Origin of the sequence: Enterobacter sp. A103 (assembly GCF_034427535.1) — a bacterium.
In the GTDB taxonomy this organism is placed as follows: Bacteria; Pseudomonadota; Gammaproteobacteria; order Enterobacterales; family Enterobacteriaceae; genus Enterobacter; species Enterobacter asburiae_B.
Window position 1 is genome coordinate 591,718 of sequence record NZ_JAXQPQ010000001.1, and the last position, 25,809, is coordinate 617,526.

The window sequence follows — 25,809 nt, forward strand, 5'->3', positions numbered from 1 at the left end:
TGCTCCCGGGCAATTAACGACCGCCCATGATGGCGATGTAATCCTGCGTCCAGCGGCTGTAAGGGACAAATTTGCCGCCTTCTGCGATGGGGGTTTTCCAGAACATGATTTTGTCGAACTCGTTATAACCGTTTGTTTCGCAGCCTTTATCACCCAGCAGCGTGCTGGCCTTACACCCTTCTGCAACCACGGGCAGGGAGCCAAACCAGGCCGCCAGATCGCCCTGAACTTTCGGCGTCAGCGACCAGTTCATCCATTTGTAGGCGCACATCGGGTGTTTTGCCTGCGCGTGCAGCATGGTGGTATCCGCCCAGCCGGTCACCCCCTCTTTCGGGAAGACGGTGGCAACGGGCTGGTTCTCAGCCTTCAGCGCATTCGCCTGATACGGCCAGGCGCTGGAGGCCACGACGCCTTCATTTTTGAAGTCGCTCATCTGGACGGTGGTGTCATGCCAGTAGCGGTGGATCAGCGCGTGCTGGTCGCGAAGCACCTTGAGCACGGCGGCATACTGTTTTTCGGTGAGCTGGTACGGGTCCTGGATACCCAGCTGCGGCTGAGTGGCTTTGACGAACAGCGCGGCATCGGCGATATAAATCGGGCCGTCATACGCCTGCACGCGTCCCTGATTGGTTTTACCGTCCGGCAGATCCTGTTTGGTAAAGACCACGCTCCAGCTGTCCGGCGGCGTCGGGAAGGTTTTGGTGTTGTACATCAGCAGGTTTGGCCCCCACTGATATGGCGTGCCGTAGACTTTCCCGCCGACGTTAAACCATTCCCCTTTTACAATCCGAGCGTCGAGGGTTTTCCAGTTGGGGATGAGGTCGGGGTTAATGGGCTGGACGCGTTTACCCATGATCAGGCGCAGGGAGGCGTCACCCGAGGCGGTGACCAGGTCATAGCCCCCTTTCGCCATCAGGCTGACCATTTCATCCGACGTGGCCGCCGTCTTGACGTTGACCGCACACCCGGTCTCTTTTTCAAACTGGGTGACCCAGTCATAATTTTTATCCGTCTGTCCGCGTTCGATGTATCCCGGCCAGGCGATAATATCCAGCCGACCTTCCCCGTCGCCGATGGCCTTTGGTGGTTCTGCGGCTTGCGCTGTCATGATAGTCATGCCGAGCGCGCACAGGCTGCTGCGGGCAAAATGTTTGCTCATAAGAGTTACTCCTGTCGCAATGAAATTTAGCGGCAGCCGTGCCGTAAAAATATCTCCCTTATTAAACGTAGACCGCGCAAATGCGCCGCACCGTACGGCTTCAGGAAATTTCATCAAGGTGTGACCGAGGGCGCATTCCCCGTTAACTGGATTATAGACAAGGAGTTAGCCGCGAGAGACGGTATGCAGATTTCCTATGACCGGGCACCGCGAAATATTCGCCGTGCCGTCATCAGGATAAGAATTGATTATTTAAATAACGGAGAAAAGTTTATTCCAGCATCGCGCTAATTAATTTTCCTAACTGAATGACCGCCTGCTCTTCTCGCTCTCCCCAGGCCCAGGAGGTATTAAACCGGAAGAACGGTGTCCACGCGTCGGAGGTGGAAAACATCTTTCCGGGCGCAATGCTGATGTGGTGCGTTAAGGCTTTTTCGCTGAGCAGACCCGCATCCAGCTGCGCCGGAAGCTCCAGCCATAAAAAGTAGCCGCTGTCGTTATGGTGAATTTTGACGCCGGCAGGCATATGGCGCAAAAGAGACTGCCAGGCCTGCTGTTTTCGCTCGGCGAGGGTACGCCGCAGGCGGCGCAGATGGGCGTCGTAGCGTTTCGTCGCCAGATAATCCACCAGCGCCAGCTGCACGGGTGAGCTGGTGGAGAGCGTGCTCATCAGCTGCAGCTGCTGAATGCGTCTCGCGTGTTTTCCTGCCGCAACCCAGCCGATGCGAAAACCGGCCACCAGGCATTTTGAAAAGGACGAGCAGTGAAGCGTCATGTCCTGGCGATCCCATGCTTTCGCCGGGAGCGGCTTTTCGCGGCCAAAATAGAGCTCGCTGTAGACATCGTCTTCAATCAGGGTGACGTTGTGCTGCGTTAACAGCGCGACAAGCTGCGCTTTTTTCTCCGCGCTCAGCGTGAAGCCAAGCGGGTTCTGACTGTTGGTCATGATCCAGCAGGCTTTAACCGGGTACTCCTTCAGCGCCTGTTCAAGGGCATTCAGATCAATCCCCTCGCGGACATCCGTCGCAATCGACAACGCTTTGAGCTTCAGGCGTTCCAGCGCCTGCAGCGCGCCGTAGAAACACGGGTTTTCGACTATCACCCAGTCGCCCGGCTCGGTTACCGCCTGCAGGCTGAGATTGAGCGCTTCAAGCGCGCCTGCGGTGATCACAATCTCTTCCGGGGAGATGTTCATTCCCTGCTGCGCATAGCGACGGGCAATGGCGTGGCGGAGATCGACGTTACCCGGTGGCAGGTTCTCAATCACGCTCATCGCCGTCGCGGTTTTGCTGACGTTCGCCAGCGAGCGGTTGAGCTGCTGCAGCGGGAAAAGTCGGGGATCGGGAAACGCGGAGGCAAAAGGAACAACGGACGGGTCGCGGCTGGCCTGTAAGACGTCGAAGATGTAGGTGTTGATATCCACCACTTCGTCACGCATCACCTGGGCAGGTGGAGCAGGCTGATGGGCGGTCGGGCGCGAGGCAACGTAATAGCCCGACTGCGGTCTGGCGACAATGCGCCCCTGACTTTCCAGCATCTGATACGCGTGGCCAACGGTCATAAAACTCATGCCGCTGCTCGCCACCTGCTCTCGCAGCGAAGGCAGCTTATCGCCCGGCAGCCATACGCCAAGCTCAATCTGCGAGATAATTTGTTGCGCCAGACGCTGGTATTTTTTCATCAAATTCTCCTTGTGACCGACAGTGTATATCAGCAGGAGAAAAAGAGAAGATTTAGCTAACTGTTATAGTTCGTGAAACGAATTACTTACGGTACTCGGTAACGTGGCTTTGCGCCTGACGCGCGGCGGCCAGGTGATCGAGCGTAATCATCGACGATTTGCAAAAGATGCATTTCGCGCCGAGTGGGTTTTTCTCAGACATATCAAAGACTGAGGTACGGTACTGCGAGCCATGACAGCACGGGCAGCGGAAATGAATATAAGAAGTCATAGGATTCTCCTGTGAACGTAAAAACGTAAATTACTAATGGGCCGATTGGGCAATAATGGTTTTAAACAAAACGAATCGGAAAGTAGATAAAGACCCAAGAGAGGCTGCGGAGAGGCACAACGTGATGAGAACTGCTTTATAAAACTACGTCAGATATTTATTTGGACTCAAAACCAGAGGACCATTAACGCACGGCGCAGACGACAAGGCAAGCAGTTTTATGCGTAAAATTCATAAAAAGACGGTTTTTATTCCTCACGCGAGGTATATCAGATGCCTAAAGCATGAGCTTTAAGCCAACTGTTATGGTTAAAAATCACTTTTCTGCGTCTGATAGTCCGAACGTTGCCCCTATACCATAACAGCACACCGTTTGACATTGAGGCTGTGCATGTTTGGTTTAGATGCTTTTCACCTTGCACGGATACAGTTTGCCTTTACCGTATCCTTTCACATTATTTTCCCGGCGATCACCATTGGCCTGGCAAGCTATCTTGCCGTACTCGAAGGGCTGTGGCTGAAAACCAAAAATCCGGTCTGGCGCTCGCTGTACCATTTCTGGTCGAAGATTTTTGCCGTCAACTTTGGTATGGGCGTGGTCTCCGGGCTGGTGATGGCCTACCAGTTCGGCACTAACTGGAGCGGATTTTCACAGTTTGCGGGCAGCATTACCGGCCCGCTGCTGACCTATGAAGTGCTGACCGCCTTCTTCCTCGAAGCCGGATTCCTCGGCGTGATGCTGTTCGGCTGGAACAAAGTCGGGCCGGGTCTGCACTTCTTCGCCACCTGCATGGTGGCGTTGGGCACTATTATTTCTACCTTCTGGATCCTCTCGTCGAACAGCTGGATGCAGACCCCGCAGGGCTATGAGATCGTCAACGGTCAGGTCGTGCCGGTGGACTGGTTCGCCGTGGTGTTTAACCCCTCCTTCCCATACCGCCTGCTGCATATGTCGATAGCCGCATTCCTGAGCAGCGCCCTGTTTGTGGGCGCATCCGCGGCATGGCATCTGCTGCGCGGGAATAATACCCCTGCCATCCGGGCGATGTTTTCGATGGCGCTGTGGATGACGCTGATTGTCGCCCCCATCCAGGCCATGGTTGGCGATATGCACGGGTTGAACACCTTAAAGCACCAGCCCGCCAAGATTGCCGCTATTGAAGGCCACTGGGAAAATCCGCCGGGTGAGCCTACCCCGCTGCTGCTGTTTGGCTGGCCGGATATGGAACAGGAGCGCACCCGTTTTGGGCTGGAGATCCCGGCGCTGGGGAGTCTTATCCTGACGCACAGCCTGGATAAACAGGTTCCGGCCCTCAAAGAGTTCCCGAAGGAAGACCGTCCGAATTCCACCATCGTGTTCTGGTCATTCCGCATCATGGCGGGCCTGGGCATGCTGATGCTGCTGCTCGGGGTGACGGCACTCTGGCTGCGCTACAAAAAGCGCGTGTATTCGTCGCGCCCTTTCCTGTGGTTTGCGCTGCTGATGGGGCCAACCGGGCTGATTGCCATCCTGGCCGGGTGGATCACCACCGAAGTGGGCCGCCAGCCGTGGGTGGTCTACGGACTCCAGCGAACGAAGGATGCGGTTTCTGCCCACGGTGACCTGCATATGAGCGTAAGCCTGCTGGCCTTCTTCGTCGTCTATACCTCGGTGTTCGGCGTGGGCTACAGCTATATGGTGCGCCTCATCCGTAAAGGCCCACAGCCGCATGAAACTTTCGCTACCGAGTCCGACGGACGTCCGGCGCGCCCGCTTTCTGCCGTCACAACTGAACATAAGGAGCAGCCATAATGGGTATCGATCTTTCCATTATCTGGTTTGTGATCATCGTCTTCGCCACGCTGATGTATATCGTGATGGACGGTTTTGATCTGGGAATTGGCATTCTGTTCCCGGCCACGCAGAACGCCGACGATCGCGACGTGATGGTCAACAGCGTCGCGCCGGTCTGGGACGGAAACGAAACCTGGCTGGTACTTGGCGGTGCCGCCCTGTTCGGCGCATTCCCGCTGGCCTATGCGGTGATCGTTGATGCCCTGACCATTCCGCTGACGTTAATGCTGATCGGACTTATTTTCCGCGGGGTGGCATTTGAGTTTCGCTTTAAAGCCACGCCGGCCCACCGCCCCTTCTGGGATAAGGCGTTTATTGGCGGTTCAATTCTGGCAACGTTCACCCAGGGCGTGACGGTAGGCGCCGTCATTAACGGCTTTACCGTCACCGGCCGGGCCTATACCGGTGGCCCCTTTGACTGGTTTACCGCGTTTAACCTGTTTTGCGGCGTAGGGCTGGTGGTGGCCTATGCGCTGTTAGGTTCTACCTGGCTGGTGATGAAAAGCGAAAACGCGCTGCAGGAGCGGATGCGTGAGGTGTCGAAAACGCTGTTAATCGTGCTGCTGGCGTTTATTGCGGCGATCAGCCTCTGGACGCCGCTGGCGCAACCGGCCATCGCTGCGCGCTGGTTTACGCTGCCGAATCTGTTTTATCTGCTGCCTGTCCCTGCTCTGGTGGTGATTTTTAGCTTGTACCAGTGGCGCTGCCTGAATAATCCCGCCAGCCATAGCCGTCCGTTTCTCCTGACGCTGGGGCTGATATTCCTCGGCTTTAGCGGGCTTGGGATCAGCATCTGGCCGCATATTATTCCACCGTCGATCACCCTGTGGCAGGCCGCCGCCCCGACGCAAAGCCAGGGCTTTATGCTGGTGGGCGCGCTGTTGATCATTCCCGTTATTCTGGTCTACACCTTCTGGAGCTACTACGTGTTTCGCGGCAAAGTTCAGCATGGGGAGGGTTATCACTGATGCAACAACCGGTCTGGAAAAGATTACTGTGGCTGGCCATTATCTGGGGCGGCAGCGTACTGGCGCTGGCTGCTGTCAGTATGCTCTTCCGCATGCTGATGACGGCGGCAGGGTTTAAATCGCATTAACGTTATTCCTGGCAACCGCTGCGTTGCCCGGTACTTCCCCCCGCACTTTCAGATAAACCCCATTAACGCACGGCAGAGTATCGTTACACTGGAAAAAGATTCACGGTATTTATAGTTTGAGAAGAAAAATGAAAAAGCTCATTGCGTTAAGCGTTATTAGTCTTGTCCTTTCCGGGTGCGTTAATCCGGGCAAAGCCTCCGTACAGCCGGAGCAACTTAAAAACCACCGCTTTGTGCTGGAAAACGTAAACGGTAAGGCCGTGAAGACCGCGACAACGCAACCTGAGCTCAGCTTTAGCGCGCTGCCAGATATGAGCCTGGTGAATAACATCAGCATTTCTGGCCAGATGTGTAACCGATTCAACGGACAGGGGAAATTGTCCGAAGGCGAGCTGAAGGTTAAAACGCTGGCCATGACGCGCAAGCTCTGTACTGAGCCGCAGCTGAATGAGCTGGATCAGACCATCGGCGACATGCTGCGCAAAGGGGCGCAGGTCGACCTGACTGAGGACCAGTTAACGCTGGCGACAGCCGATAAGACGCTGATGTTTAAGCGTGTAGAATAATCAGTAGTTACCGCAGCTTCCAACGGCAAGCGACTGTTCGCTACAGCGTTTGCCGTTTGGCAAGGCGCACATCCCAATAGCAGAACCATCAAGCTGGCGGGCGACAGACAGCGAACCGCCAATCATCGCGCAGTTGGCCTGACCTGAACTGGACATTGCCGCTTTCATTCCCGGCGCCACGTGGGCTGCCGTTGCCTGCTGGACTGGCTCACTGCTACATGCCGACAACAATAACGCGGCACACCCTACCCAAAATGCTGAACGCATGCTCTCTCCCCCATGAATAATGCGAAACCTATGCATAATAGGCATCACATCCCGTGTCGTCGAGAGCGGAAGTGCGTATTTATGCGCTCCGGAAACAATTTCTCGCAATTTTTTCGCCAAAAGTTTGATCTACTCATTGATGACAGGAATACCAAGGACACAAAAGCGAAAATCGTAAAATCCCCCGTTTGCTAGAATACACAGATTATATTCAGGGTTTGTTGCCGTAATACAGACCCCTATTTTTTTGCGCAATGTAAGGGTGTTGTCCTATGCAAACTATTGACGGTAATGGTGCAGTTGCCTCAGTCGCGTTTCGCACCAGTGAAGTTATCGCCATCTACCCGATTACGCCAAGTTCTACCATGGCCGAGCAGGCGGATGCATGGGCGGGTAACGGGTTAAAAAACGTCTGGGGCGATGTCCCGAGAGTGGTTGAGATGCAGTCTGAAGCCGGTGCGATTGCCACGGTACACGGTGCGCTTCAGACCGGCGCGCTTTCCACGTCGTTTACCTCCTCACAGGGATTGCTGTTAATGATCCCTACGCTTTACAAACTCGCCGGTCAGCTGACGCCCTTCGTTCTGCACGTTGCCGCGCGTACCGTAGCCACCCACGCGCTCTCTATCTTTGGCGATCACTCCGACGTGATGGCCGTGCGCCAGACCGGCTGCGCGATGCTGTGCGCCAGCAGCGTTCAGGAAGCGCAGGACTTTGCCTTAATTTCGCATATCGCCACGCTCAAAAGCCGCGTGCCGTTTATTCACTTCTTTGATGGTTTCCGCACCTCTCATGAAATCAACAAAATCATCCCGCTGGCCGACGATACTATCCTGAATCTGCTGCCGCAGGCGGAAATCGACGCGCATCGCGCCCGGGCTCTGAATCCTGAACACCCGGTTATTCGCGGGACATCGGCGAACCCGGATACCTATTTCCAGTCCCGCGAGGCCACTAACCCCTGGTATAACGCGGTTTACGACCATGTTGAACAGGCAATGAATGACTTTGCCGCCGCAACCGGCCGGGAGTACAAACCGTTCGAGTACTACGGCCATCCGCAGGCGGAACGGGTGATCGTGCTGATGGGGTCAGCCATTGGGACCTGTGAAGAGGTAGTAGACGAGCTACTGACGCGCGGTGAAAAAGTTGGCGTGCTTAAGGTGCGTCTCTATCGTCCGTTCTCGGCTAAACATCTGCTTTCGGCTCTCCCTGAAAGCGCCCGCGCTGTGGCGGTGCTCGACCGTACCAAAGAGCCGGGCGCGCAGGCGGAACCCCTCTATCTGGATGTGATGACCGCCCTGGCAGAAGCCTTTAATCACGGCGAGCGTGAAACGCTGCCGCGCGTAATCGGGGGGCGTTATGGCTTGTCCTCCAAGGAATTTGGGCCGGACTGCGTGCTGGCGGTATTCAACGAGTTAAGCGAAGCGAAACCCAAACCGCGCTTTACCGTCGGCATTTATGATGATGTGACGAATCTTTCCCTGTCTCTGCCGGAAAACACCCTGCTCTCGACCGCCAAACTTGAGGCGCTGTTCTATGGTCTGGGCAGCGACGGCAGCGTCTCCGCGACCAAAAACAACATCAAAATCATCGGCAACTCCACGCCGTGGTATGCCCAGGGGTACTTCGTCTACGACTCCAAAAAAGCAGGCGGCCTGACCGTTTCCCACCTGCGCGTGAGCGAACAGCCCATTCGCTCCGCGTATCTTATTTCTCAGGCTGATTTTGTTGGTTGCCACCAGCTGCAGTTTATTGATAAATACCAGATGGCCGAGCGCCTGAAGCCCGGCGGCATTTTCCTCCTCAATACGCCGTACAGCGCGGACGAAGTCTGGGCGCGGCTGCCGCAGGAAGTTCAGGCGGTGCTGAACCAGAAAAAAGCCCGTTTCTACGTGGTCAACGCCGCGAAAATTGCCCGCGAATGTGGCCTTGCTGCGCGTATTAATACCGTAATGCAAATGGCCTTCTTCCACCTGACCAATATTCTGCCGGGCGACAGCGCGCTGGTGGAACTGCAGGGTGCGATTGCCAAAAGCTACAGCAGTAAGGGCCAGGAGCTGGTCGAACGAAACTGGCAGGCGCTGGCGCTGGCGCGCGAATCGCTGTTTGAGGTACCGCTGCAGCCGGTGAATGCCGCAAGCCCGAACCGCCCTCCGGTGGTGTCCGATGCGGCGCCCGATTTCGTTAAGACCGTGACGGCGGCGATGCTGGCCGGCCTGGGCGATGCCCTGCCCGTCTCCGCGCTACCGCCGGATGGCACCTGGCCGATGGGCACCACGCGCTGGGAAAAACGTAACATTGCCGAAGCGATCCCCATCTGGAAAGAAGAGCTGTGTACCCAGTGCAACCACTGCGTTGCGGCCTGCCCGCACTCCGCCATTCGTGCCAAAGTGGTTTCACCGGAAGAGATGGAAGCCGCGCCTGCCAGCCTGCATTCGCTGGATGTGAAATCTCGCGATATGCGCGGACAGAAATACGTTCTGCAGGTCGCGCCGGAAGATTGCACCGGCTGTAACCTGTGCGTCGAGGTCTGTCCGGCGAAAGACAGGCAGGATCCGGAGATCAAAGCCATCAATATGATGTCGCGTCTGGAGCACGTTGAAGAGGAGAAGGTCAATTATGACTTCTTCCTGAATCTGCCTGAAATCGATCGCAGCAAACTGGAACGTATTGATATTCGTACGTCACAGCTGATTACGCCGCTGTTTGAGTACTCTGGCGCCTGCTCCGGCTGCGGTGAAACGCCGTATATCAAGCTGCTTACCCAGCTGTACGGTGACCGGATGTTGATTGCCAACGCAACCGGCTGTTCATCCATCTACGGGGGCAATTTGCCTTCTACGCCGTACACCACCGACGCGAATGGGCGCGGTCCGGCGTGGGCAAACTCGCTATTCGAGGACAACGCCGAATTCGGCCTGGGCTTCCGCCTGACCGTCGACCAGCACCGCGCGCGCGTGATGCGCCTGCTGGAGCAGTTTGCCGGGCAGATCCCCGCTGAGCTCAATGACGCGCTTCATGCGGACGCGACGCCAGAAGAACGTCGTGAGCAGGTTGCTGAGCTGCGCCGCGCGCTTCAGGGCGTTGCGGGGGCTGAACAACTGCTGACCGACGCTGACGCTCTGGTCGAAAAATCAATCTGGCTTATTGGCGGTGACGGCTGGGCTTACGATATCGGCTTTGGCGGGCTGGATCACGTGTTGAGCCTGACCGAAAACGTCAACATCCTGGTTCTGGATACGCAGTGTTATTCCAATACCGGCGGCCAGGCATCGAAAGCGACGCCGTTAGGCGCGGTAACGAAATTCGGCGAACACGGTAAACGCAAGGCGCGCAAAGACCTCGGCGTGAGCATGATGATGTACGGTCATGTTTACGTCGCGCAAATCTCGCTGGGTGCCCAGCTAAACCAGACGGTGAAAGCGATTCAGGAAGCGGAAGCGTATCCTGGCCCGTCGCTGATCATTGCCTACAGCCCTTGCGAAGAGCATGGCTACGATCTGGCCCTCAGCCACGACCAGATGCGTCAGCTGACTGCGACCGGCTTCTGGCCACTGTACCGGTTCGACCCGCGTCGTGCAGACGAGGGTAAATTACCGCTGGCGCTGGATTCGCGTCCGCCGTCGGATGCCCTGGCCGAGACGTTAATGCAGGAACAGCGCTTCCGTCGCCTTAACGCCCAGCAGCCGGAAGTGGCCGAGCAGCTCTGGAAAGATGCCGCTGCTGACCTGCAAAAACGCTATGACTTCCTGGCGCAGATGGCGGGTAAAGCCGAAAAACCGACCAGCGACTAGTTCCCTGCCCGGCTTGTCCGGGCATTTTTTTGCCATAAAAAAAGCCCGGCGTATTCACACCGGGCGAATCCAGATAATCATTGAATATCTATTTAGTTTCCTTAATAGCATTCACGTTAATTATGGATGAATCATTTTACAGGCATATAACGCCGGGCAGATTACCTTAATTAACGCCTGATTAATAATTTCAATTTAATATAGTTACTTTTAAATCATTCATCAAACCAATGATCATTTCCGCCGATTTATTCGGTTTAGATTTTACTTAGTTCGTAACAATTATATTTTATTACTCTTACACGGGAGTGATTTAGCATGAGACAACTTTCTCATTCTGAAAGTTCAACAGGTAATTAAATAAAAACAACTGCAAAGGAATATCACAATGCAAAGAAAAGTACTGGCTCTGATGATTCCGGCTCTGTTAATAGCTGGTTCTGCACATGCAGCAGAAATTTATAATAAAGACGGTAACAAATTAGATCTGTACGGAAAAGTAGATGGTCTGCACTATTTTTCCGATAACAAAGGTGCTGACGGCGATCAAACCTATATGCGTCTGGGTTTCAAGGGTGAAACCCAGATTAACAACACGATGACCGGCTATGCGCAGTGGGAATACAACATTCAGGCCAATAACACGGAAGGGTCTGATAATCAGTCCTGGACGCGTCTGGCCTTCGCCGGTGTAAAAGTGGGTGACTACGGCTCCTTCGATTACGGTCGTAACTACGGTGTCCTGTACGACGTGGAAGGCTGGACCGATATGCTGCCTGAGTTCGGTGGCGACTCCTACACCAAAGCCGACAACTTCATGACCGGCCGCGCAAACGGCGTGGCAACCTACCGTAACACCGACTTCTACGGTCTGGTGCAGGGCCTGAACTTTGCGCTGCAGTATCAGGGCAAAAATGAAGACGCCAGCAACAATCAGGAAGGCACCAACAACGGTCGCGACACGCGTCACGAGAACGGTGACGGCTTCGGTATTTCTACTACCTATGACTTCGGCATGGGGATTACTGCGGGGGCCGCGTATACCTCTTCTGACCGCACCAACGAGCAGGTCATGAATACCACTGCGGGTGGAGACAAAGCGGATGCCTGGACGGCGGGCCTGAAGTATGACGCCAATAACATCTATCTGGCGGCAATGTATTCTGAAACCCGCAATATGACCCCATATGGTGATAATACCGACGCCGTGGCGAACAAAACCCAGAACTTCGAAGTGACCGCGCAGTACCAGTTCGACTTCGGCCTGCGTCCGTCCCTTTCCTACCTGCAGTCGAAAGGTAAGGATCTGGGCAACGGCCAGGGCGACCAGGATCTGGTTAAATACGCTGACGTAGGGGTCACCTATTACTTCAACAAAAACATGTCCACCTACGTTGATTACAAAATCAACCTGCTGGATGAAGATGACAACTTCTACAAAGACAACGGCATCAGCACCGATGATGTTGTAGCGTTAGGCCTGGTTTACCAGTTCTGATTGTCAGAGCCCGCATAATCATGCGGGCTCGCTTTTTTTTTGAAGTTCGTCACAAAAGACAGTTTAAGAAAGGGGTTGGTTGAGGGAAAGTTGAAAGTAAGCTGGTTAAACTGCGGTGATAGCCCTTTCGTCACTAAGGATAACAGCGTTGTTTGGTCGTGTATCCCTTGCCTTACTTACCCTCTTAGCATTGCTGTGGATGGCGTTAATTTTTGATTTTGGTGATATCGTCGGGCATCTCGGCGCGCTATTAAACCATCTGGATGGCAGTTAACTATTGTCCCTGGAAATAAAAAAGCCACCAGCGGTGCCGGTGGCGGGTAAACGCGTAAGTCGCGTTATTTTTTTACAGGTTGAGGCTTTTTATCACCTGATTCAGGGGCCTCACGCGGATCGTCTTTTTCAACACAGAGCATAGTTTCTCCTGTTTCAGTTACCCACTGCCTACTATAGCCGGAGGAGTAAAAGAGTGGCCAGGCGGCAATCATGCCTGATCTTCCCCTTTCTCGCGAAAAGAGAGATAACCTAATACCCCACTATCCCCATCCATGGGATGGTTAACGCCGTCCATCACCTTCACCTCTGGAAAATCAAAAGGTGAAACGTTTTCAAAACAGGCGACATTAACGCCATATTCGTTTGGGTTAGAACGCCGCTGATGGAACGTGTAGATCCCGCATACCGAGCAGAAGAAATGCCGTGCCGTTCCCGTGTTAAAGCGGTACTCGGTGAGCTTATCTTCACCTTTGGTTACCTTAATGCCTGACAGCGGCGCAGAGACGACGACCGCGCCCCGCATGCGACAAAAGGAACAGCTGCAGCGCCGCGCGGTATTGAGTCCATCAGTGAGCTCAACGGTGAACGCCACCGCGCCGCAATGGCACTTCGCGTTTCGTCTTTCAGCCATGAGCTATACCCCTTTTCTCACCAGCTCGGCGGCCTTAACGAAAACCTCATCTTCTACGCCATCGCCTTTTTGCCTGCCGAGCCTGACCAGTTCATCAACAATGCTGTTGCGATGGATCGGTTTCTGCGCTGAAACCAGTCCAATAACGGCGGCCCCAATCGCCAGCCCCACTAATCCGGTTTGTTCATCTTTGTTTTTCATATTCATGCTCCTGGTACAACAAACAAGCGTAGCAGGAATACGGTAAAACGGAATGCGGGACGCATGCTCTGTGAATGTTATTTAAACAGTTCAGACAGGTACGACTTCTAAAATCGACAGATACGAACGGGTGTCTATTATTTTGTTCAACTTCAGATTGGTCTGCTCAAACAAGTGCTGATACTCAGACTCTGTTCGTGTACGTCCGCCATCAAAGCTTGTTAACAGAAGAAGGTCAATTTCAAATCGTCCCAGCTCATTATTTTCTTTTTTAATAAGCGGCTCAAAAATTAATAGTCGGGCGTTTTCTTTCATAGCCGTTCTGCAGCATTGAAGGATCTGAATGGCCTTCTCATCAGGCCAGTCCATCAAAATGTATTTAAGCAGGTAAATGTCCGCTACAGGACAGGCTTCAAAAAAGCTGCCCTCAATGGTCTCCCATCGACGATTATCCTTTAACAGGTGCAGTCGATTTCGCTCAAGCACGTCTTTTTGATCGAAAAGGATCCCCGTTAAGGTCGGATTTCGACGTAAAACGGTCAGCAATAAGTTACCCAACCCACCGGCGATATCGGCAACGACAGCGTTTTGAGGGAACGAATAGCTATCTGCAATGACCTCATTCTCTACGGATGACATAGAGGCCATACCGGCATGAAAAACGTTGCTTTCAGATCCCCTATCGTCATGCTGCCAGTAGTCGTAAAAAGGCTTACCAAACAATTCATTAAAAACAGGTTTACCTTGCAATATCTCATCCATTTTAGCCGCTGGCTGCCAGAATGTTTGGTCAGTCAGCATGAGCACCGCCGCACGCAAGGAAAATTCATGCTCAGAACAGAGGAATTGTGCTGAATGGCTAAGACTGTATTCAGCTTCGGATAATTCGTTGAAAACTCCACGAGAAGACACTAAGCGCATGATTCGATGAAGATATTCAGCGTCGACATTCAACTCCTTCGCCAGTTGTTTGACGGATTTTTTTCCTTCAACCAGACGATCTGCGACGCCTAAGACCGCGACCGCCCGAAGCGCTGCCTGCCAGACAAAACCCATGCTTTGCTCTAACAGACACATTCCTTCTTTACGGCTTAGTAAATCCAGACTATTACGTTGCGACATTTTCTGCTCCTTACCAGTAAAGATGTGTTGAACAACTAAAACGCCGCTAGCAAGCGTAAGTCTGGTAATGAGCTTTATCCATAACGTCAGAAAGGATTATTTATGAGGTTTTGTACCGTTTAGCATACAGTCCGTTTAAATACGTAAAAAACCAAGGCCATTTACCTTTAATGTTTAATAGTAATGCATTAAAACTATTAACTTAAAAATGATTGCGTTACATCCCCAAAAAAAATGCCTCTCGTAATACAGGCATTTCATAGTTAGAATCTCGGCGCCAGTCCATATTTTGGCGTTTTGATGTTTGCAGCCCAAATCTTGATATCGTTTTGCAGGAGGATCGTGAAATCGGATTTTAAATGCGTCACCATGCCATTGACGCTGTCCGCATCAACCACTGAAAAATGTTCAATTCTGTTCTGTCCTACCTGAACGCAATAATATTTGGCGGGCAGTACTTTGCCATTCACATTTAGCGGCAGGTTATTCTCACCGCAACGGCCTTCAGTAATATATGACACCAGTAAATTAGCGGATTTTCTCCCAGGCTGGGAGACGCTCACCATGACAGGGAAACCTTCCGATGTCTGTGTCATATCATAAAGGACCGCATTTTTTATATACCAGGTATTATATTCCCGCTCCTGAAAAGCAGACCAGGAAGGCGCAGAAAAGAGCACCAGCACTGCCAGGATAAGAGATTCTATTTTCATGGGATGTTGTCGTCCGTGTTGTTGCACGTATTATTCAGATTGTGCAAAAAACAGCAACCACTTAAGAATAGTCCTACTACTATTGGCAGTGACGGAGGAATAAATTAAAGATATGCCTTACCGTCAGCAGTCCCAGCCAACGCTCATAAAAGAGAATAAGAAGAAAAATGGTAAACCGCAGCCATCATGGCGATGCTGACGACGACGCTGATGAAAAAGTAGCTTTTAAAGGGCTGCTTTTGGGTTTTATGGCGAAAGAGTTGTTGGCCCACAATGGCGCCAGGCCAGCCACCTGTCACGCCAAATACCAGCAATGTCGCTTCCGGAACCCTGCGCATCCCCTTCCGCGCCGCCATTTTATCGGCGCCATACATGACCAACGTCATCACGTTGATCGCCAGAAACCACATGACCAGAGGATGGGTAGCAAGAAGGCTGCCGATCGCAGCGATAATCAGGAGTAAATAACAAAAGCGATTAAGGGTCATAGCACGAGTCACGGAGTGTTTAGCGGTTTTGGATGACGCATTATACGCTAACTGACGAAAATCTCAGAATGAGACAGCTATTCTAAATGCAAACTGCGCTCCGGCCTTTACTGGTTAATATTTAAACTACGGTAATAAGTAAGCATTATTTCATTATGCGTTGACCGCTAGCATTTTTTTCTTAAAAAATTAACCTGAAGCAACTTACGTCGAAAACACAGCGTAAGCGCATTGTTTTAACAAAACAATAATCATTGCATCCATCAATCTTAAGAGGATGCGACAATTTTGATTAAAGTCAAATTAAACGTTAGGCAGCTAATATTCCAAATCACCCATTTGCTTAAGAATCCCAAAGAGAATGTTGAAAACAATTAATTTGACCATCCGGTCAATGCATAACAAAATATTACCGTGGTTAAAACAATAATGGTCTGCATTTTTGGGGGATGATGTCCCCCCTCTTTATTTCCCCAGAAACAACCGAATAAACATTATTCCACCCTGATCTTAACTTTTGGCTTCGACAAGAGAACTTTAACCAGTTCCTTGAAAGGAAGAGGTTTGTAAAAGAAAAAACCCTGTAAAAACCGGATATGATTGCGTGTGAGGTAATCAAGTTGCTCTTCTGTTTCAACGCCTTCCGCCACGATGCTAATTGAGAGTTTTTTGGCCAACTCCAGTACCGAATCAAGGATTCGCGTTGAGTCCTCATTCGCATTAACCCTGGCAACAAAGCTCTGGTCGATTTTAATGTAGTCAATATGCAGATCCTGCAGATAGGACAGACCGGAATAACCCGTACCAAAGTCATCCAGCGCAATGGCAAATCCGTTGCTATGTAACTCATTCAATGTATTAACGAGATGTTCATCAATGTCGAGTGGTTCACGCTCCGTCACCTCAACGACAAGGTTAAGATCCTGTTGAGTGAAGCTGCGCTTGTAGTGGAGACACTCTTCAACAAAGGTGGGCGCAACGATATGAGAAGCGCTGAAGTTAATCCCTACGTGAAAGCCTTCTGGCAGCAATGTCGCAATAGCATTCATGTGTATTGCAACCTGCCTCATTAAGCTCTGAGTCAAAGGAATAATTAAACCGGATTTCTCAGCAAGAGGAATGAAGGATGCGGGAGAAATAAACCCTGATTGAGGATGTTTCCATCTGGCCAGCACCTCCACACCCCGCAAGGTTCCCTCTTTGCCGCTCACAACGGGTTGGTAATACGGAATAATTTCATTTCTGTAAATGGCGATGCGCAGTGACTCTTCGGGTGAAACATCCTTAGAAATATAGCGTTGAAGAATATAAGCAGAGAGAGACGATATTATCAGCAGGAATAACACCACGCCTCCGGCTCGATTGAATAATCTCTTAAGACTAAAAAGAGGTGGAGAGTTGAATTGTACCGAGAAAGGATAATTAGAGGCTTTTACCGTTAATACCTCTTTCTTCGTAGGGTCTGCCGCCGTCACATCGCCTGTCAGACCTAAAAGGGTATTGCCTACTCTCAGGGAATATTCTACGCCATTTAATGGCATATCCAGCGCATCCCGGATATGGCTATCGCTGATGCTAACGATGATTCGGCTTCCGGCGTGAATTGTCTGGTATAAGAGAACCGGAAGACCGTTGACGGTACTGGCCGAAGGGACGAGGAGCAATGATGACTCAGGCAGGATTGAGCTATTGACCAACAATACGCGGTTTCCCGGTAACGAGGAGCACCAGACCGCATCATTTTTCAGAATAACGATCGTTCTCAGGTGAGGCTGTAATGCCGCCTCGGTGCCCAGCCGATATTGCCCTTCAGCATCACACTCATTCTCGGCAAGTTGCTTTGCCATCTCAGTCGCATGACGAGCTTCTTTAAGAATAACATTCATGTTCCGCACGACGTAGTGCGCCTCTGCCAGGCTATCAGCCCGTGCAGAATACCAAACCTGTAAATTGATGATAAAAACTCCGAGCAAAAACATTGTCGTGGCTGCAGCTACTGGGATAGATGCATGGCGCATTTAGGGCTCTCGATTTAAGTGAAGTTGCCGCTTCAAGGATGCTGAAGTGATTGAATTGTCATTGTCTTAAGCATGGTCGATAACGTAATAAATACCATGCCAGGCGTCAGAAAAGTTCTCGTAAACCAGATTCAGGGGAAACAAAAGGCCGCCGAACGGCAGCCCTGGTGGATAAGTGTCTATTAATATCACTTTATTGTATTGATCGGGGTTCTTTCTGACCAGTCTGGCCGCTCGCCGGCCATGATGGCACGCTGTTGCGTTGGCGTCACAGACTGAGTTATTTCAGGCATTGACTTGTATTCGGGTTGTTTAGGTGGACTGAGAACCAGATCGGAGCTACAGCCTGACAGCAGGAAAATGGCCAGTAGAGATGAACTAAGCTTGAACACGTTAAACCCTTCCAATGGGATAAAATTTTAAGAAAAAGCGTGGTGCTGAACATACATAGCCTAATCAAAATATATTCACAAGGTCAATGCGCACAACCCTTTTTCCTGCCCCGGACTCGCAGAGGCGAACATTAAGCCGACGACTTTTTATCGAGAATTGACACCAGATTCAACGTGATCGGAAACGCGCCACGGAAGCCATCCAGATGGCTAAAATAACGTTTGCTTATCAACTCAGTCCGTGCCTTAATGATTTAGTTGGTTCGATGCAATACCGAATACAATATTTTACCACGCAGTCCTCATAACCAGGCGCTATCGCTGATATCCCCTCCTTTTGAGTCCATACGTTTTAGTCATTTCTTATCATTTAAAGAGTCTTTAAAGGAGTATTTATGTCTTCACGAATTCAAGGTCTGGTTAAGTGGTTTAATGAAGATAAAGGCTTTGGCTTTATCTCCCCCCTTGATGGCAGTAAAGATGTTCTTGTTCGTTTCTCTGCCCTGCAGGGAGAAAGCTTTAATACACTATTTGAAGGTCAGAAAGTCGAATTTGCGATTCTCAGCGGCGATAAAGGTCCTGCTGCTGCAAATGTAATTCTTTTAGATAGATAAATTTATCAATGGCCCGTGATTACCAACAAGGTTTTCTGAGTAAACGGGCCCTGGATTATATGACTGTTATTCATATCAACAGCCGACATATTTTCTTAACGAGTGCGCTAACTAATGTGATGAAGTGCAGACTGGTGCACAAGTAATCTAAACTCAAAGCTAACTCATTTTTTCCACTACTTTGATTTATAATCGTTGAGTGGTTTTAAACAAAGCGTGGCAGTACGGGCAGACAAGTTGAGCGCCCTTTTGTACGCGATTAAAGCTATGCTCTGAATCTTTAGAGCAATTTGGGCATGGACATTTGACTAAATGATTTCGACGGGATTGTGTATTTTTACGTCCAGACATAGGCATCTCCTGATTTTACGGACTGCCACCATACACGTTAAAGCTAAAAAATGCTTGCTTTAGTTTTGGAAAGATCTCAAAAACACAGGGTGGTTTATGAAGAATGTAATCGTTTTTTTCAATGGGAAACCTGGTAAAGTTGTCACAGTGCAACAAGCAACTACGTCCGTAAGACAAGAATATCCGGACGGTGAAGAAATACACCTTCAGATTATGTCTGCTGGTTTCCCATCTTTAACCGGAGATCGCAGCTTTCTTTATGTTGCCTCTGATACAGAACTCACCTCTCAGAAGATTCTTGATGCCGCAAAAATCCATTTGTGATGTGCGTTTCCGGAAAAATCTCAGCCACTTCACAAATGGAAAGATAAAACCTCAGTAAAATCGCCGATATTTGCGGCGAGCGCTTTCAGGTTGTATTTTTTGAATTAAAATGATCAAAACGCCTAATAATTAAAGCCTGCTAAATGCAGGCGATTTTATAGAACCTGTAATACTACACCGCCCAACTTTTATTTACACAACACAGACTAAAACTCGACACTTCTTTTCATTAAAATCTGGCTCTTTGCGGGAACTAATGCAAAAGAAATGAGTCAAATGAAGACCCTTATCAGAAAAGATTATTTTATGACATCTTATATTGTAGTAACCACTGTTGCCGTTGTGATGGGGTTGATAACGTTGAGTTTGATTAAAGTTTGGATCAGCACGTCGAACAATCCTGACAATCTGTGACCTTATCGCAAGCCGCTTAAAGCGAGGCCACCTCCGTTTCTGGCAAATCTATGATAACCAGTGTGCCAAAACTGCCTGTTTCTACAGTATGGGGAGTGCCAGCTTTAGCGATATAGAGCTGTCCAGGCGTTACAGATATTTTTTTCCCTTTCACGCCCAGCTCCAGACGTCCATCAATGACAAGTAACCCCTCGTCATACTCATGAACCTCTTCAATCACTGAGCGTTCATCCATTCGTAAAACTTTGAGATTTGCAGTTCCAATGCGGCCCAATACATGAGAGTGCCAGGTCTCCGGTAAGGCAAGTGCTTCGGTTTTTAGGTCATAAAGCGACATAAAGTCATTCCTTTTGATGTTCGTTTAACGCTCTTATTCCATATAAGTTCCCTGCGGTCATATAACAAATATGGAAAACTAACTCGAGTAAAATGCTATATGAGGTCCTTAAATCACACCGCACGCTGACGGCGTTGCTGCGCCAGTTATAACCCCGCAGTAAAACGTGCTGGTATTCGTCGCCGGAATCCGTACCATACGCGGCATACAATGTTTGCCCCTGCTGGCTCCGAAGGTAGTACTAAATGCAACAGAATCAAGAAATTAACAAAAAAGAGCAATACAACCTGAATAAACTGCAAAAGCGACTGCGCCGTAACGTGGGCGAAGCCATTGCAGACTTCAACATGATTGAAGAAGGTGACCGCATCATGGTTTGCCTGTCAGGGGGTAAAGACAGCTATACCATGCTGGAGATCCTGCGTAATCTTCAGCAAAGCGCACCGGTGAAATTTTCCCTGGTGGCGGTCAACCTTGATCAGAAACAGCCGGGCTTCCCGGAGCACATTCTGCCGGAATACCTCGAGAAGCTGGGCGTTGAGTACAAAATCGTCGAAGAAAACACCTACGGCATTGTGAAAGAGAAAATCCCGGAGGGGAAAACCACCTGCTCACTCTGCTCTCGTCTGCGCCGCGGCATTCTGTATCGTACCGCGACGGAGCTGGGCGCGACCAAAATTGCGCTGGGCCATCACCGCGACGATATCCTGCAAACGCTGTTCCTCAATATGTTCTACGGCGGCAAGATGAAAGGCATGCCGCCTAAGCTGATGAGCGATGACGGCAAGCACATTGTGATCCGCCCTCTCGCCTACTGCCGCGAAAAAGACATTGAGCGTTTTTCTCAGGCTAAAGGTTTCCCGATCATTCCATGTAACCTGTGCGGCTCTCAGCCGAACCTGCAGCGTCAGGTGATTGGAGACATGCTGCGCGACTGGGATAAGCGTTATCCAGGGCGTATCGAAACCATGTTCAGCGCGATGCAGAACGTCGTCCCTTCCCATCTCGCGGATGTGGAGCTGTTCGACTTTAAAGGCATCAACCACGAGTCAGAAGTTGTGAACGGCGGGGACCTGGCGTTTGATCGGGAAGATATTCCCATGCAGCCAGCGGGCTGGCAGCCGGAAGAAGATGACAATCAGTTTGAAGAGCTGCGTCTCAACGTGCTTGAAGTGAAGTAAGCGATTAGCGTCTCAGAAACACCTTCTGAGACGCTTCATTCTTTATTTCAGCAGACGTACGCGACAGGTTTTACCCTTAATTTTCCCGTTTTGCAGCTGCTTCCATGCCTTATGGGCAACCGCCTGGCGAACCGCTACGTAGACATGCGCCGGATGGACCGCAATCTTGCCGATATCCGCCCCGTCCAGACCCACATCCCCGGTCAGCGCCCCTAATACGTCACCTGGACGCATCTTGGCTTTTTTACCGCCATCAATGCACAGCGTCGCCATTTCAGCCTCCAGCGGCACAATGCTGGCGCTGGCCGGTGCATTCATCCAGTTCAGCTTAATCTGCAACATCTCAGAGAGAATGTTGGCGCGCTGCGCCTCTTCCGGTGCGCAGAAGCTGATCGCCAGACCGCTGTTTCCCGCGCGCGCGGTACGGCCAATACGGTGCACGTGCACTTCAGGATCCCACGCCAGCTCAAAGTTCACCACCAGCTCCAGGGATTTAATGTCCAGACCGCGCGCAGCGACGTCGGTTGCGACAAGAACGCGGGCGCTGCCGTTAGCGAAGCGGACCAGCGTCTGATCGCGATCGCGCTGTTCCAGATCGCCATGCAGCGACAATGCGCTCTGGCCGGCGGCATTCAGGGCATCACAGACCGACTGACAGTCTTTTTTGGTATTACAGAACACCACGCAGGACGTAGGCTGATGCTGGCTCAGCAATTTCTGCAGGAGCGAAATTTTCCCCTGCTGCGAAGTTTCAAAGAACTGCTGCTCGATGGCGGGCAGCGCACCGACGCTGTCGATTTCAATGGTGAGCGGATTTTTCTGCACGCGCCCGCTGATGGCGGCGATGGCCTCCGGCCAGGTCGCGGAGAACAGCAGCGTCTGACGATCGGCCGGGGCGAAACGGATCACCTCGTCAATTGCATCGCTGAAGCCCATATCCAGCATCCTGTCTGCCTCATCCATCACCAGCGTTTGTAACGCATCCAGCGAGACGGTGCCTTTTTGCAGGTGATCCAGCAGGCGGCCGGGCGTTGCGACAATAATGTGCGGCGCATGCTGGAGTGAATCACGCTGCGCGCCGAACGGCTGTCCGCCGCAGAGAGTTAAAATCTTGGTGTTGGGCAGGAAACGCGCCAGGCGACGCAGTTCACCCGCGACCTGGTCTGCCAGTTCGCGTGTCGGGCACAGCACCAGAGACTGGGTCTGAAAAAGCGCCGCATCGATGTGCTGCAACAGGCCAAGGCCAAATGCCGCCGTTTTCCCGCTGCCCGTTTTCGCCTGCACGCGCACGTCACGGCCCTCGAGGATGGCGGGCAACGCGGCCGCCTGAACAGGCGTCATCGTGAGGTAACCCAACTCGTTGAGGTTATCGAGTTGGGCGGCGGGCAGAACATTCAGGGTAGAAAAAGCGGTCACAGTAGTCTCTCGTGGTCATCTTTGCGGTCAGATGGCGCGTATCCTCGCAGATCTCGCGATTCGATGCGACAATTTAATCGGTTCTTGATCTGGCGGCGGGTCGGGCATCGGCTGCGGACGCGGGATGGGATCGGGCATTGGCACCGGATCGGTGGGGACGGGATCGGATTGACGCGATTGTTGCAGTAGCAGAGCGTTCAGGATGCTCATCATTCCCTCCAGAATTTGCTGTCGTCCCTTTTAGGGTAGACGCTGAGAATCAGGAGGCAAAAAAAAGCCGACTATGAAGTCGGCGTCGTACGAATCAATTGTGCTATGCAGTAATTCAAAAAAGGAAGTAAGACAATATGGAGCGCAACGCCCATCGCTTGACGTTGCATTCACCTGCGGGAGTAATATTGCACCTTACGGGGTAGATGTTTATTGACTTCGCTCAATTAAAAGAGCGTTTTGATCCCGTTAAAAGCTGAAAAAAGCGTAAATTTACAGCCATTTACTACGATGCAACCACCATGCAACACCACCAATCAAAACAACTAACATCACGCAAAAGGCGGTAAAGCCGTAGCGATAAGCGCCACCCGGAATTCCACCCAGATTCACGCCAAACAGCCCGGTAAGAAACGTGCTGGGTAAAAACACCATCGCCATCAGAGACATCGTATAGGTTCTTCTCGACAGCGACTCCTGCATCACCTGCGCGATTTCGTCCGCCATCACCGCCGTTCTGGCAATACAGGAATCAATCTCGTCCAGCCCGCGCCCCAGCCTGTCGGCAATATCCTGCATTCTGCGTCGCTGATCGTCATTCATCCAGGCGAGCCTTTCGCTGGCAAGACGCGCATACACGTCGCGCTGCGGCGTCATGTAGCGGCGCATCACAATCAACTGCTTACGCAATAAGGCCAGAAAACCGCGCGGCGGGATCTGCTGATCGAGCAGGTTATCTTCCAGGTCGATGATTTTGTCGTGCAGCTCTTCAATAAATTCACTCGCATGATCGGTAAGGGCGTCGCAGACGTCCACCAGCCAGCTGCCGCAGTCGACCGGCCCGGTGCCCTCTTTCAGATCGTTGACGATGTCATCCAGCGCCAGAACTTTTCGCTGGCGGGTCGACACAATGAGCCCATCGTCCATGTAGACACGCATCGCAACCAGCTGATCCGGGCGTTCATCCGTGCTGCCGTTAATGCAGCGCAGGGTGATCAGCGTCCCGTCACCCATTCGACTCACGCGGGGCCGCAGGCTTTCACCCGCCAGCGCATCGCGCACGTTATTGGGCAAGAGCGGCGTCGAGGCCAGCCAGTCAGCGCTGTCCGGGTGGGTGTAGTTCAGATGTAGCCAGCAGGGATGCGCACTATCGATCACATCATTATCTTCCAGCGGTCGCGCACCGCCGCGACCATCCAGCACCCACGCAAAAACTGCGTCTGGAACGTTTAGTTCAGATCCTTTAATGCTTTCCACAGCGCCTCCACCTTTTTAGCTCTTCGGTGTCAGTCTAGCTTTCATCAGGTGTTAAGCAACAACTATGTATCCCATCGCGCTGAAATCGCTCAGGAATTGTACATACCAGGCGGAGGCATGAAAAAAGCCTGGCATGCCAGGCTTTGAGGTGCTGTCAGAGAGAGTGCTCTGGCCGCTGGAGGAAGGATGGCGAACCGCCAGGTGATGAGGACAAGGATGACTGATCGAGCCTGAAATTACACGTCCGGGTTTGCAGCTCAATCACCTGATTACGCAGTACATCAGACGAACCGTTGAGTTCCTCTGCCATTGCCACGTTACTTTGTGTGACCCGCTCCAGCTCCGATAGCGCCAGGGTAATCTGAGAAATGCCTTTCTCCTGCTCTGAGGTTGACGCGGAAATGTCGTCCATTAAGCGGCTTACATTTCCCGAGCCGGTCACGATTTCATGCATGTTTTTCTCTGCCTGTGACACAACGCTGGCTCCCTGCGTGACGTTACTGCTGGTGACTTCAATCAGCGTTTTGATATTCTTCGCGGCCTCCGCGCTGCGGTGTGCCAGGTTTCTTACCTCTTCCGCGACGACAGAAAAACCCTTGCCATGATCGCCCGCCCTTGCCGCCTCCACGGCCGCGTTGAGCGCCAGGATATTCGTCTGGAACGCAATGCCGTCAATGAGCGAAATAATCTCCGTCATCTGCTGCGCGCATTCGGTAATGGACTGCATATTGCTGGCGACCTGCCCCATGAGCTCGCCGCCCTTGCGCGCCTGTAACGTCGCCACATTTGCTTGCTCGCTCGCCAGGCGGGTGTTATCGGCATTGTTTTTGGTGCTCGCGGCCATTTGCTCCATGCTGGCTGCGGTTTGCACCAAAGACGCTGACTGCTGCTCGGTTTTCACCGATAGCTGAGCGCTGCGTGCCGAAAGTTGGTCCGATAAGGTCATGGCGGTTTGCGATGACGCCCTGATCTCACGCACCAGCGTCGCAATATTGCCGGAAAGACTATTGATCCCGGGGATGAGTCGGCCCGCGCAGTTATTGCCAAATTCAGGGATAGATACGCCAAGGTTACCTGCGGTCACCTCCTCAATACTTCTCTTCACCGTATTGATCGGCGTCACAAGATACTTCGTCATATAGACCCAGAGCAAAAATAGCGCAACGAAATTGATAACATTAAGCGAAATAAAGAGAGACGTATTGCTGGAAAATAGAACAACGACACCTGCACTTACCAAAAAAAGAGAGAAAAGGAACCCGATAATAAAGGTCCTTACACTAATATTTTTTAGCATGATAATACCCACGTTTTATATTTTGGTCGGCACTTAGACTTATAGCATTGGCCCGGAAGTTTTTCATCGCAAACAACGCTTGTTTTTTGTTTCGCCGTTAGCATCCTGAGATTTACGTTAAGTCAGATAAAAAGAGCGTATTAGTGAAAATGTTTTGCTCAGCATGCTGTGATACTGGTCTCCAGCCATGTTAAGCGATAGTATCGCCCGCGGAGAGACGATACGATCGCCTTCATATTTAAGGAGCTTTGCTACTGTTATTCGTTCTTGTTTAGCAATGCTTAATATATTAACGAGAGAATATATTTTATATTCTTAATAAGTTTTAGAGTATTAATATGACTGGTCATTTTTCACGATAAATAACTAATATGGTTTGAATGCGCATGTTCGTTGCC

Annotated in this window: 27 protein-coding genes and 1 pseudogene; 11 read left to right on the plus strand and 17 right to left on the minus strand. The window is 51.5% G+C overall.

Annotated elements, in window-relative coordinates:
• Nucleotides 1–13 precede the first annotated feature (13 nt).
• From ydcS to SPH27_RS02845, 3 genes are all read right to left on the minus strand, one after another.
• On the minus strand, nt 14–1,159 hold the full coding sequence (gene ydcS / locus SPH27_RS02835; protein WP_048977287.1) for a putative ABC transporter substrate-binding protein YdcS: 1,146 nt from the start codon (nt 1,157–1,159) through the stop codon (nt 14–16).
• Nucleotides 1,160–1,430: 271 nt separating this feature from the next.
• Nucleotides 1,431–2,840, minus strand: coding sequence for a PLP-dependent aminotransferase family protein (locus tag SPH27_RS02840; RefSeq protein WP_182071715.1), 1,410 nt, complete (start codon nt 2,838–2,840; stop codon nt 1,431–1,433).
• A gap of 82 nt (nt 2,841–2,922) precedes the next feature.
• Nucleotides 2,923–3,111 carry a hypothetical protein gene (locus SPH27_RS02845; RefSeq protein ID WP_023335881.1) on the minus strand — a complete coding sequence of 63 codons (189 nt, stop codon included), beginning with the start codon at nt 3,109–3,111 and terminating at the stop codon, nt 2,923–2,925.
• A gap of 391 nt (nt 3,112–3,502) precedes the next feature.
• Between SPH27_RS02845 and SPH27_RS02850 the strand changes: the two genes are divergently transcribed.
• From SPH27_RS02850 to hslJ, 4 genes are all read left to right on the plus strand, one after another.
• Entirely contained in the window at nt 3,503–4,903 is a 1,401-nt protein-coding gene (locus tag SPH27_RS02850; RefSeq protein WP_029741510.1) for a cytochrome ubiquinol oxidase subunit I, read from the plus strand.
• The gene (cydB, locus tag SPH27_RS02855) at nt 4,903–5,913 is read left to right on the plus strand and encodes a cytochrome d ubiquinol oxidase subunit II (RefSeq protein ID WP_182071716.1); all 1,011 of its coding nucleotides are present in this window, start codon (nt 4,903–4,905) and stop codon (nt 5,911–5,913) included. Before SPH27_RS02850 ends, cydB begins: the two co-directional genes overlap by 1 nt.
• Nucleotides 5,913–6,041 carry a DUF2474 domain-containing protein gene (locus SPH27_RS02860; RefSeq protein ID WP_008501283.1) on the plus strand — a complete coding sequence of 43 codons (129 nt, stop codon included), beginning with the start codon at nt 5,913–5,915 and terminating at the stop codon, nt 6,039–6,041. The genes cydB and SPH27_RS02860 overlap by 1 nt, the downstream gene beginning before the upstream one ends.
• A 128-nt stretch (nt 6,042–6,169) precedes the next feature.
• Nucleotides 6,170–6,607 (plus strand): heat shock protein HslJ, encoded by a 438-nt coding sequence (gene hslJ, locus SPH27_RS02865; protein WP_182071717.1) that lies wholly within the window; start codon nt 6,170–6,172, stop codon nt 6,605–6,607.
• Here the strand turns inward: hslJ and SPH27_RS02870 are convergent, their stop codons facing one another.
• Nucleotides 6,608–6,874, minus strand: a complete 267-nt coding sequence (locus tag SPH27_RS02870) for a DUF333 domain-containing protein (protein ID WP_023312003.1) — start codon at nt 6,872–6,874, stop codon at nt 6,608–6,610.
• 272 nt (nt 6,875–7,146) lie between these two features.
• Between SPH27_RS02870 and nifJ the strand changes: the two genes are divergently transcribed.
• Nucleotides 7,147–10,671: a pyruvate:ferredoxin (flavodoxin) oxidoreductase gene (gene nifJ / locus SPH27_RS02875; RefSeq protein ID WP_096151126.1), complete on the plus strand. Its 3,525-nt coding sequence runs from the start codon at nt 7,147–7,149 to the stop codon at nt 10,669–10,671.
• Between the two features lie 388 nt (nt 10,672–11,059).
• Entirely contained in the window at nt 11,060–12,169 is a 1,110-nt protein-coding gene (gene ompC / locus SPH27_RS02880; RefSeq protein WP_059346843.1) for a porin OmpC, read from the plus strand.
• 338 nt (nt 12,170–12,507) lie between these two features.
• Here ompC and SPH27_RS02885 read toward each other — a convergent pair whose 3' ends face one another.
• The 7 genes from SPH27_RS02885 to SPH27_RS02915 all read right to left on the minus strand — a co-directional run bounded on the left by SPH27_RS02885 (nt 12,508) and on the right by SPH27_RS02915 (nt 17,618).
• On the minus strand, nt 12,508–12,585 hold the full coding sequence (locus SPH27_RS02885) for a hypothetical protein (protein ID WP_223239581.1): 78 nt from the start codon (nt 12,583–12,585) through the stop codon (nt 12,508–12,510).
• Nucleotides 12,586–12,653: 68 nt separating this feature from the next.
• Complete coding sequence (locus SPH27_RS02890) at nt 12,654–13,076, minus strand: GFA family protein (RefSeq protein WP_045888983.1); 423 nt, start codon at nt 13,074–13,076, stop codon at nt 12,654–12,656.
• Between the two features lie 3 nt (nt 13,077–13,079).
• Nucleotides 13,080–13,277 (minus strand): hypothetical protein, encoded by a 198-nt coding sequence (locus tag SPH27_RS02895; protein WP_023312007.1) that lies wholly within the window; start codon nt 13,275–13,277, stop codon nt 13,080–13,082.
• A 90-nt stretch (nt 13,278–13,367) separates the two neighbouring features.
• Nucleotides 13,368–14,399, minus strand: a complete 1,032-nt coding sequence (locus SPH27_RS02900) for a methyltransferase (RefSeq protein WP_048979168.1) — start codon at nt 14,397–14,399, stop codon at nt 13,368–13,370.
• A gap of 263 nt (nt 14,400–14,662) precedes the next feature.
• On the minus strand, nt 14,663–15,112 hold the full coding sequence (locus SPH27_RS02905; RefSeq protein WP_047060986.1) for a hypothetical protein: 450 nt from the start codon (nt 15,110–15,112) through the stop codon (nt 14,663–14,665).
• 143 nt (nt 15,113–15,255) lie between these two features.
• Nucleotides 15,256–15,600 (minus strand): DUF1294 domain-containing protein, encoded by a 345-nt coding sequence (locus SPH27_RS02910; RefSeq protein ID WP_048979167.1) that lies wholly within the window; start codon nt 15,598–15,600, stop codon nt 15,256–15,258.
• Between the two features lie 494 nt (nt 15,601–16,094).
• Nucleotides 16,095–17,618, minus strand: coding sequence for a cyclic diguanylate phosphodiesterase (locus SPH27_RS02915; protein WP_207167509.1), 1,524 nt, complete (start codon nt 17,616–17,618; stop codon nt 16,095–16,097).
• Nucleotides 17,619–18,405: 787 nt separating this feature from the next.
• On the opposite strand from SPH27_RS02915, the gene SPH27_RS02920 reads away from it, so the two are divergent.
• Entirely contained in the window at nt 18,406–18,624 is a 219-nt protein-coding gene (locus tag SPH27_RS02920; protein ID WP_032656808.1) for a cold shock domain-containing protein, read from the plus strand.
• A 186-nt stretch (nt 18,625–18,810) separates the two neighbouring features.
• On the opposite strand, the gene SPH27_RS02925 is transcribed toward SPH27_RS02920, so the two are convergent.
• Nucleotides 18,811–18,981: a YnfU family zinc-binding protein gene (locus tag SPH27_RS02925; protein WP_320205348.1), complete on the minus strand. Its 171-nt coding sequence runs from the start codon at nt 18,979–18,981 to the stop codon at nt 18,811–18,813.
• 90 nt (nt 18,982–19,071) lie between these two features.
• On the opposite strand from SPH27_RS02925, the gene SPH27_RS02930 reads away from it, so the two are divergent.
• Nucleotides 19,072–19,299, plus strand: a complete 228-nt coding sequence (locus SPH27_RS02930; protein WP_048976582.1) for a hypothetical protein — start codon at nt 19,072–19,074, stop codon at nt 19,297–19,299.
• Between the two features lie 306 nt (nt 19,300–19,605).
• The gene (locus tag SPH27_RS23085; protein ID WP_353511636.1) at nt 19,606–19,713 is read left to right on the plus strand and encodes a YnaM/YnfT family protein; all 108 of its coding nucleotides are present in this window, start codon (nt 19,606–19,608) and stop codon (nt 19,711–19,713) included.
• Nucleotides 19,714–19,729: 16 nt separating this feature from the next.
• On the opposite strand, the gene SPH27_RS02935 is transcribed toward SPH27_RS23085, so the two are convergent.
• Nucleotides 19,730–20,050, minus strand: coding sequence for a cupin domain-containing protein (locus SPH27_RS02935; protein WP_182071719.1), 321 nt, complete (start codon nt 20,048–20,050; stop codon nt 19,730–19,732).
• Nucleotides 20,051–20,191: 141 nt separating this feature from the next.
• Here SPH27_RS02935 and SPH27_RS02940 point away from each other — a divergent pair.
• Both SPH27_RS02940 and ttcA read left to right on the plus strand, forming a co-directional pair.
• Nucleotides 20,192–20,260: pseudogene (locus SPH27_RS02940) on the plus strand (hypothetical protein); the annotation flags it as partial.
• 35 nt (nt 20,261–20,295) lie between these two features.
• The gene (gene ttcA, locus SPH27_RS02945; protein ID WP_033145703.1) at nt 20,296–21,231 is read left to right on the plus strand and encodes a tRNA 2-thiocytidine(32) synthetase TtcA; all 936 of its coding nucleotides are present in this window, start codon (nt 20,296–20,298) and stop codon (nt 21,229–21,231) included.
• Between the two features lie 42 nt (nt 21,232–21,273).
• Here the strand turns inward: ttcA and dbpA are convergent, their stop codons facing one another.
• The 4 genes from dbpA to SPH27_RS02965 all read right to left on the minus strand — a co-directional run bounded on the left by dbpA (nt 21,274) and on the right by SPH27_RS02965 (nt 25,411).
• Nucleotides 21,274–22,647: an ATP-dependent RNA helicase DbpA gene (gene dbpA, locus SPH27_RS02950; protein WP_182071720.1), complete on the minus strand. Its 1,374-nt coding sequence runs from the start codon at nt 22,645–22,647 to the stop codon at nt 21,274–21,276.
• 27 nt (nt 22,648–22,674) lie between these two features.
• Nucleotides 22,675–22,848 carry a hypothetical protein gene (locus tag SPH27_RS02955; RefSeq protein ID WP_305144443.1) on the minus strand — a complete coding sequence of 58 codons (174 nt, stop codon included), beginning with the start codon at nt 22,846–22,848 and terminating at the stop codon, nt 22,675–22,677.
• 282 nt (nt 22,849–23,130) lie between these two features.
• Complete coding sequence (zntB, locus tag SPH27_RS02960; RefSeq protein ID WP_033145705.1) at nt 23,131–24,114, minus strand: zinc transporter ZntB; 984 nt, start codon at nt 24,112–24,114, stop codon at nt 23,131–23,133.
• Between the two features lie 154 nt (nt 24,115–24,268).
• A complete protein-coding gene (locus tag SPH27_RS02965) occupies nt 24,269–25,411 on the minus strand; it encodes a methyl-accepting chemotaxis protein (RefSeq protein ID WP_182071721.1) in 1,143 nt (380 codons plus the stop codon).
• Nucleotides 25,412–25,809 lie beyond the last annotated feature (398 nt).

Bases quoted from the DNA above. Each gene is read 5' to 3' on its own strand.
- ttcA (WP_033145703.1), top strand. From the start codon at position 20,296: ATGCAACAGAATCAAGAAATTAACAAAAAAGAGCAATACAACCTGAAT.
- SPH27_RS02870 (WP_023312003.1), bottom strand. From the start codon at position 6,874: ATGCGTTCAGCATTTTGGGTAGGGTGTGCCGCGTTATTGTTGTCGGCA.
- hslJ (WP_182071717.1), top strand. From the start codon at position 6,170: ATGAAAAAGCTCATTGCGTTAAGCGTTATTAGTCTTGTCCTTTCCGGG.
- SPH27_RS02915 (WP_207167509.1), bottom strand. From the start codon at position 17,618: ATGCGCCATGCATCTATCCCAGTAGCTGCAGCCACGACAATGTTTTTG.
- SPH27_RS02965 (WP_182071721.1), bottom strand. From the start codon at position 25,411: ATGCTAAAAAATATTAGTGTAAGGACCTTTATTATCGGGTTCCTTTTC.
- SPH27_RS02890 (WP_045888983.1), bottom strand. From the start codon at position 13,076: ATGGCTGAAAGACGAAACGCGAAGTGCCATTGCGGCGCGGTGGCGTTC.
- SPH27_RS23085 (WP_353511636.1), top strand. From the start codon at position 19,606: ATGACATCTTATATTGTAGTAACCACTGTTGCCGTTGTGATGGGGTTG.
- SPH27_RS02850 (WP_029741510.1), top strand. From the start codon at position 3,503: ATGTTTGGTTTAGATGCTTTTCACCTTGCACGGATACAGTTTGCCTTT.
- SPH27_RS02905 (WP_047060986.1), bottom strand. From the start codon at position 15,112: ATGAAAATAGAATCTCTTATCCTGGCAGTGCTGGTGCTCTTTTCTGCG.
- SPH27_RS02920 (WP_032656808.1), top strand. From the start codon at position 18,406: ATGTCTTCACGAATTCAAGGTCTGGTTAAGTGGTTTAATGAAGATAAA.
- cydB (WP_182071716.1), top strand. From the start codon at position 4,903: ATGGGTATCGATCTTTCCATTATCTGGTTTGTGATCATCGTCTTCGCC.
- SPH27_RS02935 (WP_182071719.1), bottom strand. From the start codon at position 20,050: ATGTCGCTTTATGACCTAAAAACCGAAGCACTTGCCTTACCGGAGACC.
- ompC (WP_059346843.1), top strand. From the start codon at position 11,060: ATGCAAAGAAAAGTACTGGCTCTGATGATTCCGGCTCTGTTAATAGCT.
- ydcS (WP_048977287.1), bottom strand. From the start codon at position 1,159: ATGAGCAAACATTTTGCCCGCAGCAGCCTGTGCGCGCTCGGCATGACT.
- SPH27_RS02860 (WP_008501283.1), top strand. From the start codon at position 5,913: ATGCAACAACCGGTCTGGAAAAGATTACTGTGGCTGGCCATTATCTGG.
- SPH27_RS02900 (WP_048979168.1), bottom strand. From the start codon at position 14,399: ATGTCGCAACGTAATAGTCTGGATTTACTAAGCCGTAAAGAAGGAATG.
- SPH27_RS02840 (WP_182071715.1), bottom strand. From the start codon at position 2,840: ATGAAAAAATACCAGCGTCTGGCGCAACAAATTATCTCGCAGATTGAG.
- SPH27_RS02895 (WP_023312007.1), bottom strand. From the start codon at position 13,277: ATGAAAAACAAAGATGAACAAACCGGATTAGTGGGGCTGGCGATTGGG.
- SPH27_RS02845 (WP_023335881.1), bottom strand. From the start codon at position 3,111: ATGACTTCTTATATTCATTTCCGCTGCCCGTGCTGTCATGGCTCGCAG.
- nifJ (WP_096151126.1), top strand. From the start codon at position 7,147: ATGCAAACTATTGACGGTAATGGTGCAGTTGCCTCAGTCGCGTTTCGC.
- SPH27_RS02910 (WP_048979167.1), bottom strand. From the start codon at position 15,600: ATGACCCTTAATCGCTTTTGTTATTTACTCCTGATTATCGCTGCGATC.
- SPH27_RS02885 (WP_223239581.1), bottom strand. From the start codon at position 12,585: ATGCTCTGTGTTGAAAAAGACGATCCGCGTGAGGCCCCTGAATCAGGT.
- SPH27_RS02930 (WP_048976582.1), top strand. From the start codon at position 19,072: ATGAAGAATGTAATCGTTTTTTTCAATGGGAAACCTGGTAAAGTTGTC.
- SPH27_RS02925 (WP_320205348.1), bottom strand. From the start codon at position 18,981: ATGCCTATGTCTGGACGTAAAAATACACAATCCCGTCGAAATCATTTA.